The following is a 14,104-nucleotide window of genomic DNA, read 5'->3' as shown; positions in this document are numbered from 1 at the left end:
GGTTCCGGTACGGCGGGCCGCTCAACGCATGGTCCACCGCCGTACGGAGTTTGCCCGGTCGACGAGCGCCACGCGCTCCGAGCGGTCCTCGGTGAGGCGGGCGAGGGTGCGCAGGGCCTGCTCCAGGCGGTCCCGCAGCGCGGGTTCGGTGGCCTCGGCGCCGGCCACCCGCACGCTCGGGTCGGGACCGCTGCGCGTGACCAGACCGAGCGCGCCCGAGAGGGCGTCTACGGTGACCTCGGCCTTGGGGCGGTCGGGGACGTGCGCGTTGTCGAGCCCGGCGACGGCGTCGGACAGGTCGAGCAGCGTGCGCCGCGCGTCGACGAGGAGCCGGGCCCGCCGCAGGCGGGCGTCGGGGAAGGAACCGCGGGTGGGACCGACGAGGTCGAGCGCCCGGAGGGCGCCGTCGAGGTCATCACCACCCGCCCGGACGCGGGCGAGACCGAACGCGGCGGCGCCGGTGTAGTTGGAGTCGGCGCGCGCGATGGTGCTGTACAGCTGCTCGGCGACACCGGGCTCGCCGGACACCTCGCAGACCGTGGCGAGCGCGAGCTTCGGTGCCGGCTCGCCGGGCACCTGCCCGTAGACGGCGTTGAACGAGGCACGGGCGGCCGCGGGGTCGCCCGCCGAGAGGTGCCCGAGGCCCTCCATCCAGGCGGCGCGCCACTCCCACGGGTCGTGCTCGAGGATCTGCGCGACCGTCTCGCGCAGCCGGCCGAGGTCGCCGGCCTCGATGGCGGCCCGGGCCAGGGCGAGCCGTACCTCGACGGTCGCCTCAGCGGCGCCGGAGAGCGCGACCATGCGGGCGGTCGGGTCGGCGACGTTCACGCCGGCCAGCCAGGACGCCATCGGGTCGGTGGAGTCCACCTTGAGCACGGGGAGCTCGTGCCAGCCCAGCGCGCCGTCGGCGCCGTCGAGCGGCGGTACGCCGAACAGGACCGACTCCGCGGACGTCGTGGCCGTGTACCCGGGGCCCTTGTCGGTGGCGACCACCTCGCGGAGCACGCCGAGGAGCTGGACGCGGGCCTCGTCGACGTCTCCGAACCGGTCGGCGGGCGCCGGCGCGCACGCCTTGGCCAGCCAGCGGTAGAACGAGTCGTACTTCTGGAAGACGGGCGTCTCGGCGACCGGCGGGAACGACGACTGGTACACGGTGGTGTTGCCGCGGAAGTCGAGCACCAGGGAGGCCAGCGTCCGGCCGAGCGTGAAGATGTCGGACGCCACGGACGGGCCGATCTCCGCCACCTCGGGCGCCTGGTAGCCGATGGTGCCGTAGATGGCCGACGTCATGTCGTCGATGCGGCGCACGCCGCCCATGTCGATCAGCTTGACGCCGTCGCCCTGGGCGATGATGTTGTCCGGCTTGAAGTCGCAGTACAGCAGGTTGTGGTCGTGCAGGTAGCTGAACGCGGGCAGCACCTCGAGGATGTACGCGATGGCCTGGTCCACGGGCAGCGGCCGGGCCTGCCCGCCGCCCTTGTCGCGGCGCTCCTTGAGCACGTCCTTGAGCGACTTGCCGCCCACGAACTCCATGACGGTGTAGCCGAGGCCCTCGTGCAGGACGAAGTTGAAGATCTCGACGATGAGCGGGTGCTCCACCTCGGCGAGGAACTGGCGCTCGGCGACCGCCGCCTCGTACGCCTCCCTGTCGCCCGCGTTGAGCAGGCCCTTGAGCACCACCCAGCGGCCGCTGACGTTGCGGTCGCGCGCCAGGTAGATCCAGCCCAGGCCACCGTGGGCGAGGCAGCCCACCACCTCGTACTGGCCGGCCAGGAGGTCGCCCGCCTTGAGCGCGGGTGCGAAGTCGTAGCGCGCGCCGCAGTGCCCGCAGAACCCGGCGATGCGGCCGGGGACGCCGTCGCGGGCGCGGCCCACCGGCTGGCCGCAGGTGGGGCAGTACCGCTTGCTCTCCGCGAGCTCGGGCGTGGTCATCACGGCCTGCAGCGGGTCGGCGACCGGCGTGTGCGGCACGGTGGTGAGGCCCGCGCCGAGCCGGTGCCCGCGCAGCCGCGTCGAGCCGGTGCCGACGCGCCGGGTCTGGTAGGTGCCGGCAGCCATCCGGGCCGAGCCTAGGGCGGTGGACGCGAGGCGGGACGAGCTGGTGCGTCCGGTGGAGGGTTGCGACATCTCGGGCATCCCGCCCGAGGCGCGCAGCGTGGTGGGGTCGTCGGCGCCCCACGAGGCCGCCACCGCGGCGAGCGCGCCCCCGGCGGGGTTGCCGCCGGCGGGGGCGCCGCACACGTTGCAGTAGCCGTCCTCGATGGTGCCGGTGCAGTCCGGCTCGGCGCAGGCCTGTGTCGTCATCGGTGTCCCTCCGGGAGATCGCGCACGAGCGTCTCGAGCTGCTCGGTGAAGTGCCGTGCCAGGGCAAGGTCGCAGGGCGTGGCGTCCAGCGCTTCGCGCGCCTCGTCCTCGCCCGCCTTCACGGTGGACGACGCCGCCCGCCCGTTGCCCTGGGCCTTCGTCATCAGGTTCTTGACGCGGTAGCGCAGCTCGGCGCGCTCGCGCAGAGGGGCCGTGTAGGCGTCCTCGACCTTCTCCATCGCGCGTTCGACGGCGCCCAGCCGCTGGACGTACGTCGTGAGCCGGTCGGGCTCGGTCGGGACGTCGCCGAGGCGGGTCACGTCCGGGACCGCGAGCCGCGGCGGGTCGGCGATCTCCCGGCGGCAGCGCTCCGCCATCTGGTGGAGCACGGGTGCCCGGTCCGCCAGGGTGGTGCGCAGCGCGACGGCGCGCTCCCGGTCCTTGGCGAGCGACCGGCGGCGCGCGGTGGCCACGATGAGGTCCCGCTCGCTGCGTGCGACGTCGTCCTCGAGCGCGCCGAGCGGTCCGGTGATGTCGGCACCGCGGGCGGCGTCGGACTTGAGGCGGGCCAGCCGGTCGCGCAGGCGGGCGACGACGGCGTCGTCCTCGGTGTCGGCGGAGGCGTGCGCCGCGTCCTCGGCGCGGACGATCCCGGCGGCCACGGACCGCAGGCGGGCGGTGACGTCGGCGGCGTGCGGGTCGAAGGAGAGGCGTGCGGCGAGCTGGTCCGCCTGCGCGTCGCACAGGCGCGCGGCGTCGACCAGGGAGAGCAGCGAGGTGGCCGGGTCGCCGCCCAGACGCCCCCAGATCAGCTGGGACATGCGCTCGCGCGCGACGGCGTCCGCGCGGCCGGAGTCCCACACCGCGACCAGCTCGTCGGTGCGCGTGCGCACCGCCTGCCACAGGGTCAGGGCCAGCACGACGTCGGCCGTCACGGAGCTCTCGTCGGACCGGTGCGCCGCGGTGTCGAGCCGGTCCAGGTCGGCGCGGCGCGCGTCGAGCCACGCCTGGAGGTCCGACAGATAGCTCAGGAGCTCCGCGGGCTCAGCCGCGACCCCCAGGGCGCCGGGCGGCGCCGGCGCTCGTCCGGTCCTGCTCACGGCGCCCGTCCGTACACGGGCTCGGGCGCTGCGGGTGCGGGACCGAGCGCCCCGCCCAGCCAGCGGTCGTAGGACCTCTCCCACTGCCCGCCGGCGACCATGTCCTCCAGCACGCCGTTGACGAACCGCACCATGTCCGGCTGGTCGGCCGGGACACCGACGCCGTAGGGCTCGTCGCTCACGGCGTCGCCGACGACCTTCGCGTACGGGTCCTGCGCGGCGAAGCCGGCCAGGACCGTGTCGTCGCCGGTGATGGCGTCCACCGCACCCTGCTGGAACAGGACCAGGCACGTGGTGTGGGTGACAGCGGGCACCGCCTCGACGCCCTCCCACTCCCCGAGCCGCTCCAGGGTCGTCGTGCCCTCGGGCGCGCAGACCCGCTGCCCCGCGAGGTCCTCGATGCCGGTGACCTCGGAGGTCGAGGGAACCAGGAGCTTCTGGCCCGCGTGGTAGTACTCCGCCGAGAACGCGATGTTCTCCCAGCGGTCGCAGTTGATGGTGAAGGCGCGCGTCACGATGTCGACCTCGTGCTCGGCCAGGACCGTCTCGCGGTCACCGGACGTGATCACGCGGAACCGGATCTTGTCCGGGTCGCCGAGGATCGCGTCGGCGATCTGCCGGGCCACGTCGATGTCGAAGCCCTCGATGTTGCCCGAGAACGGGTTGCGCGAGCCCATCAGCAGCGTGTCCGCCGAGACACCCACCACGAGCGCGCCGCGCTCCCGGATGGCCGCCATCGTGGAGCCGGACGTCACCTCGGGACTGCCGCCCGGGGCCATGGACGCGACGGCGGGCCGCCCGTCGCTGCACTCCTGGGCCGCGGTGGCGGTGCTGGGCGCCGCACCGCCGGTCGCGGCCTCGGGGGCCGACTCCTGCGTGGACTCCTGCGCCGTCGAACCCACCCCGGCCGCGCCGGTGAGCAGGTGCGTGGTCGACTCGGGAGCGCACGCCGCCGTCGTGCCGACGAGGGCGAGCGCCACGAGGGCGGTGACGATCGGTCTGCGGACTGCACGCATGCTCATCGGTACTCCTTCAGGCGGACGTTCATCCCGGCAGCAGCGGCGATGGCCCCTGCGACCCCGAGCACGAGGGCGATCCAGGCCGCTACCTGCGCGGTGGTCGCCGCGGAGCCGAGCCGCTCGACCGCGGCGTCGCTCGTGGTCCGGACGTCAGCCTGGGCCTGGTCGGAGAACGCGGTGAAGGCAGCGCCCGCCGTGTCGTCGCCGGTGGCTGTCGCGGCACTGACCGCGTCGTCCCAGTTGCCTTCGTCGTCCAGGGTGCGGATCTCCTGGTGCTTCTCGTCCCACGCGTTCAGGAGGGACAGGGGGTCGGAGCCGGTGTCGGTCGCCTCGGCGGCCTCGGCCAGCAGCGACTTGGCGCCGGCGAGCGACGTCTGGTACGACTCCTCGAAGTCGCCGCCCGACCCGCGCTTGATCAGTGTGAAGGACTCCATCGACTTGGCGTCGGTGGCCAGCGACAGGGCCTCCGACGTGGCGACGGTCGCCGCGTACGGGCCGCTCGCGACCGACCGGGCGACGCCGTTGCCGCCCAGCACCGCTGCCGCCGCGACCACGCCGCCCACCAGGAGGGCGAGGCTCGCGGCCGCCAGGCCGGTGTTCACGACGCGGTGCGTGCGCCGCGCGAGCCAGAGCTGGACGGCGCCCAGCGCCACCAGGGCCAGCAGCACGAACAGCAGGAGGGCCTGGGCGAGGGCGACGGAACCCATGTCGGCGTCGACCCGCTGCGACGTGGAGACCGCCACCTCGTCGATGGTGGGCAGTACCTCGTCGCGCAGCGCGGCCGACGCCTGGTCCAGGTAGGCCGCACCGACCGGGAAGCCCTGCCGGTTGTTCGCCCGGGCCGACTCGACCAGACCCGCGTACCGCTGCACCGAGTCGGCGACCGCGGCGAGGTCGGCGGCCTCACCCTCGCCCCGCGCCGTCGCGGCCAGCGCCGGGACGGCCTCCGCGGCCTCGGACAGGCTCGCCTCGTAGCGCTCGCGTGCCTCCGTCGGCTCCAGCCCGCCCACGAGGAACGCGTTGGTCGCCGTCGCGTCGGCCGACACCAGGTCGTTGCGCAGCTCCTGCGTGCCCACCAGCTGGGCCGCGTCCCGCTGCGCGTCCTGCAGCGCCGCGGACTGGCCGTTGCCCGCGAGGAAGCCGGTCACCCCGAGGAGCAGGCAGGCCGCCACGGCCACCGCCGTGGCCAGCGCCAGACGGCCCGGAGTGGTCGCGAGACCCGCCCTGAAACGGCCGGCCGGCGTGGCGGTCGCGGTCGCAGGGCCGGCCGCAGCCGGGTTCGTCGTCGTCAGCGATGCGGTCACGCGGTGGCCTCGCTGTCTGTCCCGATGTCCACGACATCCTCCAGGTCTTCCGGGACCAGCGTGCGCAGCTGGTCCAGCGTCGGTCGTTCAACGTCCCGCAGGCGCCAGGCGTGCCGGGCAATCGCGGAATCGAGGACATTGCGGGCCCAGCGCCCGTTGCCGAAGCCCTCGCCGCGCGCCTGCTGGGCCGCGAGGCGGTCAAAATGCTCAAGCGTGGCGGGCTCCGGCTCGAAGTCGGCGGCCCGGGCCATGCCCGCGAAGATCTGCCGCAGCTCGTCGCCGGAGTAGTCCTCGAAGGTGATGGTGCGCGCGAACCGGCTCTCCAGCCCCGGGTTGGTGCCCACGAACCGGGCCATCGGGCCCGGGTAGCCCGCGACGATCACCACGAGGTCGTCGCGGTGGTCCTCCATGTCCTTGACGAGGGTGTCCACCGCCTCACGACCGTACTGGTCCTCGGCCAGGGCGTACGCCTCGTCGATGAACAGGACGCCGCCCAGGGCGCGTTCCACGACCGCCGTCGTCTTCTCGGCGGTCTGCCCCAGATAGCCGGCGACCAGCTCGGAGCGGTCCACCTCGACGAGGTGACCCTTGTCGAGCAGGCCCAGCGCGCGGTAGATCCCGGCGACGAGCCGGCCCACCGTCGTCTTGCCCGTGCCGGGGTTGCCGACGAAGACCAGGTGACGGGTCAGCGTGGGGGCGCTCAAGCCCGCCTCGCCGCGGAGGCGCTCGATGCGCAGGAGCTCGGTCTGGCGGCGGATCTCGTCCTTGACTCTTCCTAGTCCGGTGAGCTGGTCGAGCTCTTCCAGGAGCTCTTCGAGGGTGCGTTCTGCGACGGGCTCGGCGACCTCGGCCGGTGCGGCCGCGGACCCCGCGGCCTTTCCGGTGCGCTCGCGTTCCGCGGTGGGGAAGGGGAGGTAGTCGCGGGGGTCGCGGGGGCGCGTCAGGTCGGGTGGGGTGGTCGGCATCAGGGTCGGCGTGTGAGGTGATGTCGGCGCCGTGTCGCGACCTGCTGCCGCGCTGCGGTGGACTGCCTTGGTGCCCTCGGCCGCCGCTATGGCGCTGATGCTGGGGTCGCCCAGGGCGGCCGCGGCGTCGACGACCGTGGCCAGAGCTTCCGCGTACTGCGGTGCGTGGGGCGAACCGGTGGTGATGAGCTCGGTGAGCAGGTCGGTCGGGGTGGAGCGCCAGCGGCGGGCGCTCACCGCCGCGTCGAAGAACGGCTGCAGGCTGCCGCCCGACGTCGGGCGCCCCGTGGCCGCGATCCAGTCGGCCGGGGCGCCGGGGGACGACTCGGCGACCGCTGCCGCCAGTCGCTCGCCCTCGGCACGCGCCGCGGGGCCGCTCACGCCGACGGCGGTGGCCGTCGCGGTGAGAGCGTCGAGGGCTGCGCCGAGTGCCGCGGTGGTCACGGGGCCTCCAGGGGGGCGGGGCCCGACGTCGTCCCAGGGTCGGACGCTCCGGGCGCGGGCAGCGTGCCCGGGGTGGAACCGGGGAGCGTCAGGCCGGAGGTGCCGAACTTCTCCTCGAGGAACCGGCCGTGCGCCACGAGGGCGACCGCGTCGGCGCGGGACACGGCGTCGGAGATCTTGTCGATCGTGGCGCCGAGCAGGTCGAGCTGGTCGCACAGGATCATGAGCGATGTCTTGCCCCGGTCCACGACCCGCCGGTCGGCGAAGTCACGGGGGAGACGCAGATACGCGTCGACAGCCTCGGGCAGGTAGCTGGTCGCGGTGGCGACCACCGTGTGCGCCTGCTGGGAGCCGGCGCCGAGCCGGTCCAGGCGGGGCGCCATCTCGTGCACGGTCTCGGCCACGCGCTGCACCCGGGCGGTCACCGCGGCGGGCGCCCGCCCGGACGCCCGCTCGAGGACGGCGTCGACGGCCGTCACGATCTGCTCGGTGGTGGGCGGGGCCGGGATCGTGACGGTCTGCTCCGCTTCCTCGGTGCGTCCGCCGCCGAAGAGTCGCCGCCACCAGCTCATGCCTGCCTCCGAGCCCGCCGTCACGGGGTGTTGAGGTCGAGAGAACCGCTCGCCACGCCGTCGGTGTTGGTGCGCCGTGCCCGCTCCACGTACGCCGAGGCCTTGGTGGTCTCGGTCTCCAGCACGCCGATGGTCTGCGACATCGAGTCGAGCGCCCGGCTCTTGAAGTCGCTGATCGAGTCCATCGTGGCGTAGATGTTCGCGAACGCCGCCTGCAGCTGCTCGATGCCGACCGTCGAGCTCGCGGCCTGCTCCTGGATCGTGGCCGACTGGTCGGCGAGCATCTTGGAGGTCGAGGCGATCATGTTCGACGTCGTGGTGTTCAGCGCGCCGATCTGGTCCAGCACGAGCTTCTGGTTCGCGAGCGCCTGCGCCACGATGACGGCGGTGCGCAGCGCGGAGACGGTGGTGGTGGTGGCCCGGTCGACACCCTTGGTGAGCTCGATGTTGTTCTTGATGATGATGTCGATCGCGAGGTAGCCCTGGATCGAGACCGCGAGCTGCGTGAGCAGGTCCTGGTGCTTCTGACGCACGTAGAACAGGACGTCCTCGGACAGTGCCTTGGCCCGTTCGGGGTCGGCGACCTGGAGCTCGGCGATCTTCGCGGAGAGCTGGGCGTCGAGCCGCTCGGCCACGTAGATGTACTGGTTGAGCCGCGCCATCGTGTCCCAGAGGTTCTGCTTCTCCAGGTTGAGCGCGGCGTTGTCCTTGCGCAGCTCGTCCTGCCCGTTGTAGAGGGCCTGGATGATGGCGTTGAGCTGGCCCTGGGCGGACTCGTAGCGGCGGAAGTAGTCCTGGAGCTTGTCGCCGAACGGGATGATCCCGAGGATCTTGCGGCCCACGCTCGCCTCGGACGGGTCCAGGTCCTCGACGGTGCGCCGCAGCTCCAGCAGGGTCTGGCCCACCTTGGAGCCGTCGGCGAGGCCGCCCTCCTTGAGCGCGCGGACCGGCGTGGCGAGGAGCCGGTTGCTGGAGTCGGCGGCCTGCCGGATGTCCTGGTCGCCCATGGTGCGCACGTCGTCGGCGCGCTTGGCGAACTCGGGGCTCTTGGTGTCGGCGGTGAGCAGGCCGTCGAGGTAGGTGCTGACCTTCTGGTCGAGCGCCGGCGCGACCGCGGGATCGACCTTGGGTGCCATCCTGGGCGCCTGGGTGGCGGCGACGGGCTGGACCGGGTCGGGTGCGCTCAGCACGAGGGGCTCGGCTGCGGGGGCAGGCGGTTGAAGCGGCATCGGCTCGGTCATCGGTGCTCCTCGCAGTAGGGCGTCCGAACGCGGCGAGTATATGCCGCGGGCCCTCGCCGCCGGGGGCGAAGGCGCGGCTCGGCGGGGTGAGAACGTGGGGGCGACGACAAGAGTTCCCGGCGTCGCCGCGTCCCGGCGAACTTCGCCCGCTCCGTGGTCTCCTCGTCCCGGCGGGGTAGATTTCTTCGGTGCTGACCGAGACCCCGCTGTGGCCGGAGCTGCCGACGACCCGGCCGGCTCCGTCCTCGCCGCGCGCCCGGCGTGCCGCGGAGCGGCGGGCACGACGAGGTAGGCGGAGGTGGCTGGTCACCGCCGTCGTCGTCCTGGGGCTGGGTTCGGCTTCCGGCGGTGCGTACGCGCTCGGGCTGCTCGACCCGCTGACGGAGGCCGCGGCGCGGTCGTCGGTGGCGGTGGACGCGCAGGCGGCGGCCACCGAGAGCGTGACGCTCCGCGCACACCTGGCCGGCGAGGTGGAGTCCGCACGGGCGGTCCGGGAGGGACCGGACGGGCGGGCCGCGCAGAAGCCGGAACGCCTGGCGCTCGACACGGCTCTCGACGACGCCCGCCGGCTGGTGACGTCGCTCGGATCGGTGACCTGGTCGCCGTCGGGCACGGAGGAGGAGGCCAGGGCGGTCCTGGAACGCATGAGCACGCTGCGCGCCGACGCCGGAGCGGTGGTCACCACCCTGCGCGAGGCGACCCGGACGGTGGTCGAGTCCGGGCGTGCGGTGCGGCTGGAACGGGCCCTGCCGCACCTGGCCGAGGCCCGGGCGGCCCTGCGGGAGGTCGTGGCCGCCGGGGAGAAGGCCTACGCGGAGTCCGCGGAGACCGCCGCCGCGCCGGACCGGGAGGATCTGCGCGCGGCACTGGACCAGGCCGGGGACCTGGACGCGCAGGCGGAAGCCCTGGTGACGGCTGCCGCTCCGGGCCAGGCCGCGCCGGCGCGGGCCGGTACCGCCGCACGGGGGAACGAGGTGGCGGGCCTGCTCGGCAGGACCGGGAAGCTGGCCACGGCCATGTCCGCGGTGCAGGCACAGATCGAGGACGCGGTCGCCGTGGTTCTCTCCACGGCACCGGAGGAGGCGATGGAGGTCGAGTCCGACGTCGTCGGACCGGCCGGAGGTGCCGCGGGCGAGGACTCCGCGGACGACACGGACGCCGCGACGGACGGCGGCACCGACGGTGCCACGGGCACGACGCCGGCCGGTACGTGCCCCGAACCGGATCAGGTGTGGTCGGCGGAGAACGGCCACCTCTCGTCGTCGGAGCTGGCGACCGTCCCGTTCTCGGTGAGCCACCAGGTGCGGGCGGACGTCGTCGGCGGGCTCGTCGAGCTGAACGCGGCGTACGCGGCCGAGTTCGGCGTGAACCTGACCATCAACTCGTCCTACCGCACGTACGCGCAGCAGGAGGCGCTGTACGACCCGTCGTCCAGGACCGCGGCCCCGCCGGGCTGCTCGAACCACGGCACGGGGCTGGCGATCGACATCGGCGGGGGAGTGCAGACGTTCGGGTCGGCGCAGTACGAGTGGCTCAAGGCGAACGCCGAGGCCTACGGCTGGGTGCACCCGCCGTTCGCGGAGCCCTCCGGCCGTAACCCCGAGCCCTGGCACTGGCAGTCCGTCCTGGCGCCCAACAGCTACTGAGGAGCGGGCACCAGGGTAGGGGTCGAGTGCAGGCGGCGGGCCGTTCGACGACGGATCCGGACGGAGTTGTCCTGCCGCGTCGTCGATGGAGGAGCCCGAGCCACCCCAGGCAACAAGGCGGCTTGGCAAGTAGCCTTGCGAAATGGATGAGGTTGAGGGCATCCTGGTTCTACCGAGTGCGTTGAAGCACCCGGGGACCATGGAGGCGGATATCGGGCACGCGTTGGGTTTCTCGTTGCGTAGCTTCGACAATGACGAGGACGGTTCGGTCATGACCATCGGTCCGGCCGAGTCAGGGGCGCTGCTGGAGATAGGGCACCGTTCGAAGTGGGGCATCCAGTTCGTGGTCTTCCACGCGATGGAAGCACGAGACAAGTTCCTGACGCCGAAGGAGAGAGGCGAGGTGAGGTGACCATGAGGATCGAGGATCTGAACCTGACGCCCGAGGAGCGGGCGGAGCTGGAGGCCTGGGGCGAGCAGATGGCAGCCAAGGCCGCGTCGGAGGGGTACACCGAGCGGTTGCGGCCGACCCCGCCGGCTCTGCTGGAGCTGCAGCGAGCCGCGGCCAGGCGGATCTATCTGACGGGTCAGGCCGAGAAGGCGGTTCGTGACGCGGTCGCCCAGGCCCGTGCGGAGGGACTGTCCTGGAACGTCGTCGGTCAGGCACTGGGAACGACGGGCGAGGCCGCTCGCCAGCGCTACTCCGCAGCCTGATCGAGCGCCCGGGGGCAGCGGCGCCGTGTGTGGTGCGCCTCACGTGGCGCCGACAGGCGGAATATCACCGCGGTGACCGTGGGTTTGGGAGCATGAACGGAGTCGTTCCGGAACAACCTTCCAGACAGGATGCACACGTAGCCATGCCCTCGCGTCGGTTCTCCCGTCCGCGTGCCACCGCCGTCGTCACGGCCGCGGTCGCCCTCCTGCTCGCAGCTTGCTCACCCGGGGGAGGATCGACGGCTGAGCCGTCCGGTGAGCCCGTCGCCGGCGGGACCCTGACCTACGCCTCGGGTGACGCGGAGCCCTCGTGCCTCGACCCGCACGTCGGCGGCAACTACCCGCAGGCCCTCATCGCGACCCAGTACCTCGAGCCGCTGGTCTCGCTCGACGAGAGCGGCGAGGTCATCCCGTGGCTCGCCACCGAGTGGCAGGAGAGCGACGACGGCCTGAGCTGGGAGTTCACCCTCCGTGAGGACGTGCAGTTCACTGACGGGACACCGTTCGACGCCGAGGCGGTGGCCGCCAACATCGCGCACGTGCAGGACCCGGCGACGGCGTCGTCGACCGGCTACCTCGCCCTGGCGAAGATCGAGAACGTGGTGGCCGTCGAGGACCACCGGGTCCGGCTGGAGCTGAGCACGCCCGACAGTGCGCTGCTCGAGTCGCTCTCCCAGATCTGGGTGGCCATGGAGTCGCCGAAGGCCCTGGAGCGCAGCCAGGAGGAGAACTGCGCCGCACCGGTCGGCACCGGCCCGTTCGTCGTCGACGAGTGGGAGCGCCAGGACTCGGTGACCCTCGTCCGGAACGACGACTACACCTCCCCGCCCGCCGATGTGCCGGCCGACGCCGAGGGCACCGACCTCCCGTACCTCGACACCATCGTGTGGCGGTTCATCCCCGACTCCGCGAGCCGCTACGCCGCGCTCCAGTCGGGTGAGGTGCAGGTCATCGACAACGCGCAGCCCGACACGATCCAGTCCGCCGAGTCCAGCGAGACCATCAAGGAGCTGGACGCACCCCGTCCCGGCGCCGCCAACCGGATCGAGCTCAACTCCGGCAAGGCGCCGTTCGACGACGAGCGCGTCCGCGAGGCGTTCATCCGGTCGGTGAACGTGGACGACGGCATCGAGAGCCTGTTCTTCGGCACCGCCGAGCGTTCGTACTCGCCGCTGTCCAGCGTCGAGCCCCTCGGCCTGAGCCTGCCCGAGCTCTTCACCGTCGACACCGACGCCGCGGCTGCCCTCCTCGACGAGGCGGGCTGGGCCGAGCGGGACGCCGAGGGCTACCGCGTCAAGGACGGCAAGCGCCTCACCCTCGACTTCCCGGTGAGCACCAACCAGTCCATCCCCGCCGAGCAGTCCCTGTTCGAGCAGATCCAGGCGGATGCCAGGACGGCGGGCTTCGAGGTCCGCCTCCACCCGCTCGACCTGTCCAGCTGGTACGGAGCGCTCGCCGAGAACGACTACGACCTCGTCAGCGCCCCGTACACGAAGGTCGGCCCGGACGTGCTGCGGATCCTGTACCACTCGGCGAGCATCGAGCCCGCGCCCAGCGGCTACTTCGCGAACCTCGCCCAGGTGGACGACCCCGCGGTCGACGACCTGCTCACGCGCGCCTCCGCGACGAGCGACCCCGACGAGCGCAAGAGCCTGTACGAGCAGACCCAGCGGATGATCCTCGAGGGCTATCACATCCTGCCGCTGTACGACCAGCAGAACCACTTCCTCCACTCGTCGACCGTGCAGGGTCTGCGGGCGATGCCGACGGTGTCGACGCCGACGTTCGCCGAGGCCTGGCTGGCGTCTTGACGCTTCCGGTCCCCACCACCGGGGCGCGCAGGAAGCCAGTGCCGGGCAACCGGCGCTGGCTCCTCCTGCGCGCCGGTGGGGTCGTCTTCGTGCTCTGGGCCGCCGCGACCATCACGTTCTTCGCGCTCCGGCTGGTCCCCGGCGACCCGGCCGAGGCGATCCTCGGCGGACCTGGCTCACAGGCCGGCCCGGAGGCGCTCGAGCAGGTGCGCCGCGAGTACGGCCTCGACCAGCCGCTCGTGGTGCAGTACCTGACCTACCTCGGCCGGCTCGCGACCGGCGACCTCGGCCAGTCGTACTCCCTGCACAAGCCGGTGGCGACGGCGATCGGCGAGCAGTTCGGCGCCACCCTCACCCTCGCCCTCTGCTCGCTCGCGCTGGCCTGGGTGCTCGCGTGCGCGCTGGCCGCCTGGAGCGTGCGGGGTGGCCGGGTCGCCTGGGCCATCGGCTCCGGCCTCGAGCTGGTCGCGGCGGCGGTGCCGCACTTCTGGCTCGCGACGGTCCTGATCCTGTTCTTCAGCCTCACGCTCGGGATCCTCCCGCCGGTCAGCGTGCCGGGTCCGCTCGGTATCGTGCTGCCCGCCCTCACCATGGCGATCCCGCTGGCAGGATTCCTCGGGCAGGTCATGCGCGAGTCCCTCCTGACCGCCATGGAGTCACCCTTCGTCACCACCGCGCGGGCTCGGGGCGAGAGCGAGGTCCGGATCTTCTGGCGGCACACCCTGCGGCATGCGGCGATCCCCGCCGTCGGGCTCTCCGGCTGGGCCTTCGGGTCACTGATCAGCGGCGCGGTCGTCGTCGAGTCGGTGTTCGCGCGCCAGGGCCTCGGTCGCAGCCTCCTGTCGGCGGTCCAGCTGCGCGACGTCACGCTGGTGACCGGCATCGTGCTCGTCGTGGCGCTCGCGTACACGGTCATGACGCTGGTGACCGACCTCGCCGACCGGGCCATCGACCCGCGGGGACGGGCGGTGACCGAATGAGCGC

12 protein-coding genes are annotated in these 14,104 nt (G+C 72.9%); 5 read left to right on the top strand and 7 right to left on the bottom strand.

Annotated elements, in window-relative coordinates:
- Positions 1 to 21 precede the first annotated feature (21 nt).
- The 7 genes from LUU90_RS06850 to LUU90_RS06820 are packed head-to-tail and all read right to left on the bottom strand — an operon-like array spanning position 22 to position 8,949.
- Positions 22 to 2,304 carry a serine/threonine-protein kinase gene (locus LUU90_RS06850; RefSeq protein ID WP_275002609.1) on the bottom strand — a complete coding sequence of 761 codons (2,283 nt, stop codon included), beginning with the start codon at positions 2,302 to 2,304 and terminating at the stop codon, positions 22 to 24.
- Positions 2,301 to 3,404, bottom strand: a complete 1,104-nt coding sequence (locus LUU90_RS06845) for a hypothetical protein (protein WP_275002608.1) — start codon at positions 3,402 to 3,404, stop codon at positions 2,301 to 2,303. The genes LUU90_RS06850 and LUU90_RS06845 overlap by 4 nt, the downstream gene beginning before the upstream one ends.
- Positions 3,401 to 4,426 (bottom strand): glutamate ABC transporter substrate-binding protein, encoded by a 1,026-nt coding sequence (locus LUU90_RS06840; RefSeq protein WP_275002604.1) that lies wholly within the window; start codon positions 4,424 to 4,426, stop codon positions 3,401 to 3,403. The genes LUU90_RS06845 and LUU90_RS06840 overlap by 4 nt, the downstream gene beginning before the upstream one ends.
- Entirely contained in the window at positions 4,423 to 5,727 is a 1,305-nt protein-coding gene (locus LUU90_RS06835) for a hypothetical protein (RefSeq protein WP_275002603.1), read from the bottom strand. Before LUU90_RS06835 ends, LUU90_RS06840 begins: the two co-directional genes overlap by 4 nt.
- On the bottom strand, positions 5,724 to 7,136 hold the full coding sequence (locus LUU90_RS06830; RefSeq protein ID WP_275002602.1) for an AAA family ATPase: 1,413 nt from the start codon (positions 7,134 to 7,136) through the stop codon (positions 5,724 to 5,726). The genes LUU90_RS06835 and LUU90_RS06830 overlap by 4 nt, the downstream gene beginning before the upstream one ends.
- Positions 7,133 to 7,708: a hypothetical protein gene (locus tag LUU90_RS06825; protein WP_275002601.1), complete on the bottom strand. Its 576-nt coding sequence runs from the start codon at positions 7,706 to 7,708 to the stop codon at positions 7,133 to 7,135. The genes LUU90_RS06830 and LUU90_RS06825 overlap by 4 nt, the downstream gene beginning before the upstream one ends.
- A gap of 20 nt (positions 7,709 to 7,728) precedes the next feature.
- On the bottom strand, positions 7,729 to 8,949 hold the full coding sequence (locus LUU90_RS06820) for a toxic anion resistance protein (RefSeq protein WP_275002600.1): 1,221 nt from the start codon (positions 8,947 to 8,949) through the stop codon (positions 7,729 to 7,731).
- A 188-nt stretch (positions 8,950 to 9,137) separates the two neighbouring features.
- On the opposite strand from LUU90_RS06820, the gene LUU90_RS06815 reads away from it, so the two are divergent.
- The 5 genes from LUU90_RS06815 to LUU90_RS06795 all read left to right on the top strand — a co-directional run bounded on the left by LUU90_RS06815 (position 9,138) and on the right by LUU90_RS06795 (position 14,100).
- Positions 9,138 to 10,595 (top strand): M15 family metallopeptidase, encoded by a 1,458-nt coding sequence (locus LUU90_RS06815; RefSeq protein WP_275002599.1) that lies wholly within the window; start codon positions 9,138 to 9,140, stop codon positions 10,593 to 10,595.
- Positions 10,596 to 10,737: 142 nt separating this feature from the next.
- Positions 10,738 to 11,007, top strand: coding sequence for a hypothetical protein (locus LUU90_RS06810; protein WP_275002598.1), 270 nt, complete (start codon positions 10,738 to 10,740; stop codon positions 11,005 to 11,007).
- A 2-nt stretch (positions 11,008 to 11,009) separates the two neighbouring features.
- The gene (locus LUU90_RS06805) at positions 11,010 to 11,309 is read left to right on the top strand and encodes a hypothetical protein (protein ID WP_275002597.1); all 300 of its coding nucleotides are present in this window, start codon (positions 11,010 to 11,012) and stop codon (positions 11,307 to 11,309) included.
- A 143-nt stretch (positions 11,310 to 11,452) separates the two neighbouring features.
- A complete protein-coding gene (locus LUU90_RS06800; RefSeq protein WP_275002596.1) occupies positions 11,453 to 13,120 on the top strand; it encodes an ABC transporter substrate-binding protein in 1,668 nt (555 codons plus the stop codon).
- The gene (locus LUU90_RS06795) at positions 13,117 to 14,100 is read left to right on the top strand and encodes an ABC transporter permease (RefSeq protein ID WP_425596202.1); all 984 of its coding nucleotides are present in this window, start codon (positions 13,117 to 13,119) and stop codon (positions 14,098 to 14,100) included. Before LUU90_RS06800 ends, LUU90_RS06795 begins: the two co-directional genes overlap by 4 nt.
- Positions 14,101 to 14,104 lie beyond the last annotated feature (4 nt).

It is taken from the genome of Promicromonospora iranensis, assembly GCF_028994775.1.
Lineage (GTDB): Bacteria > Actinomycetota > Actinomycetes > Actinomycetales > Cellulomonadaceae > Promicromonospora > Promicromonospora iranensis_A.
This window is presented reverse-complemented; position numbering and strand designations above follow the sequence as displayed.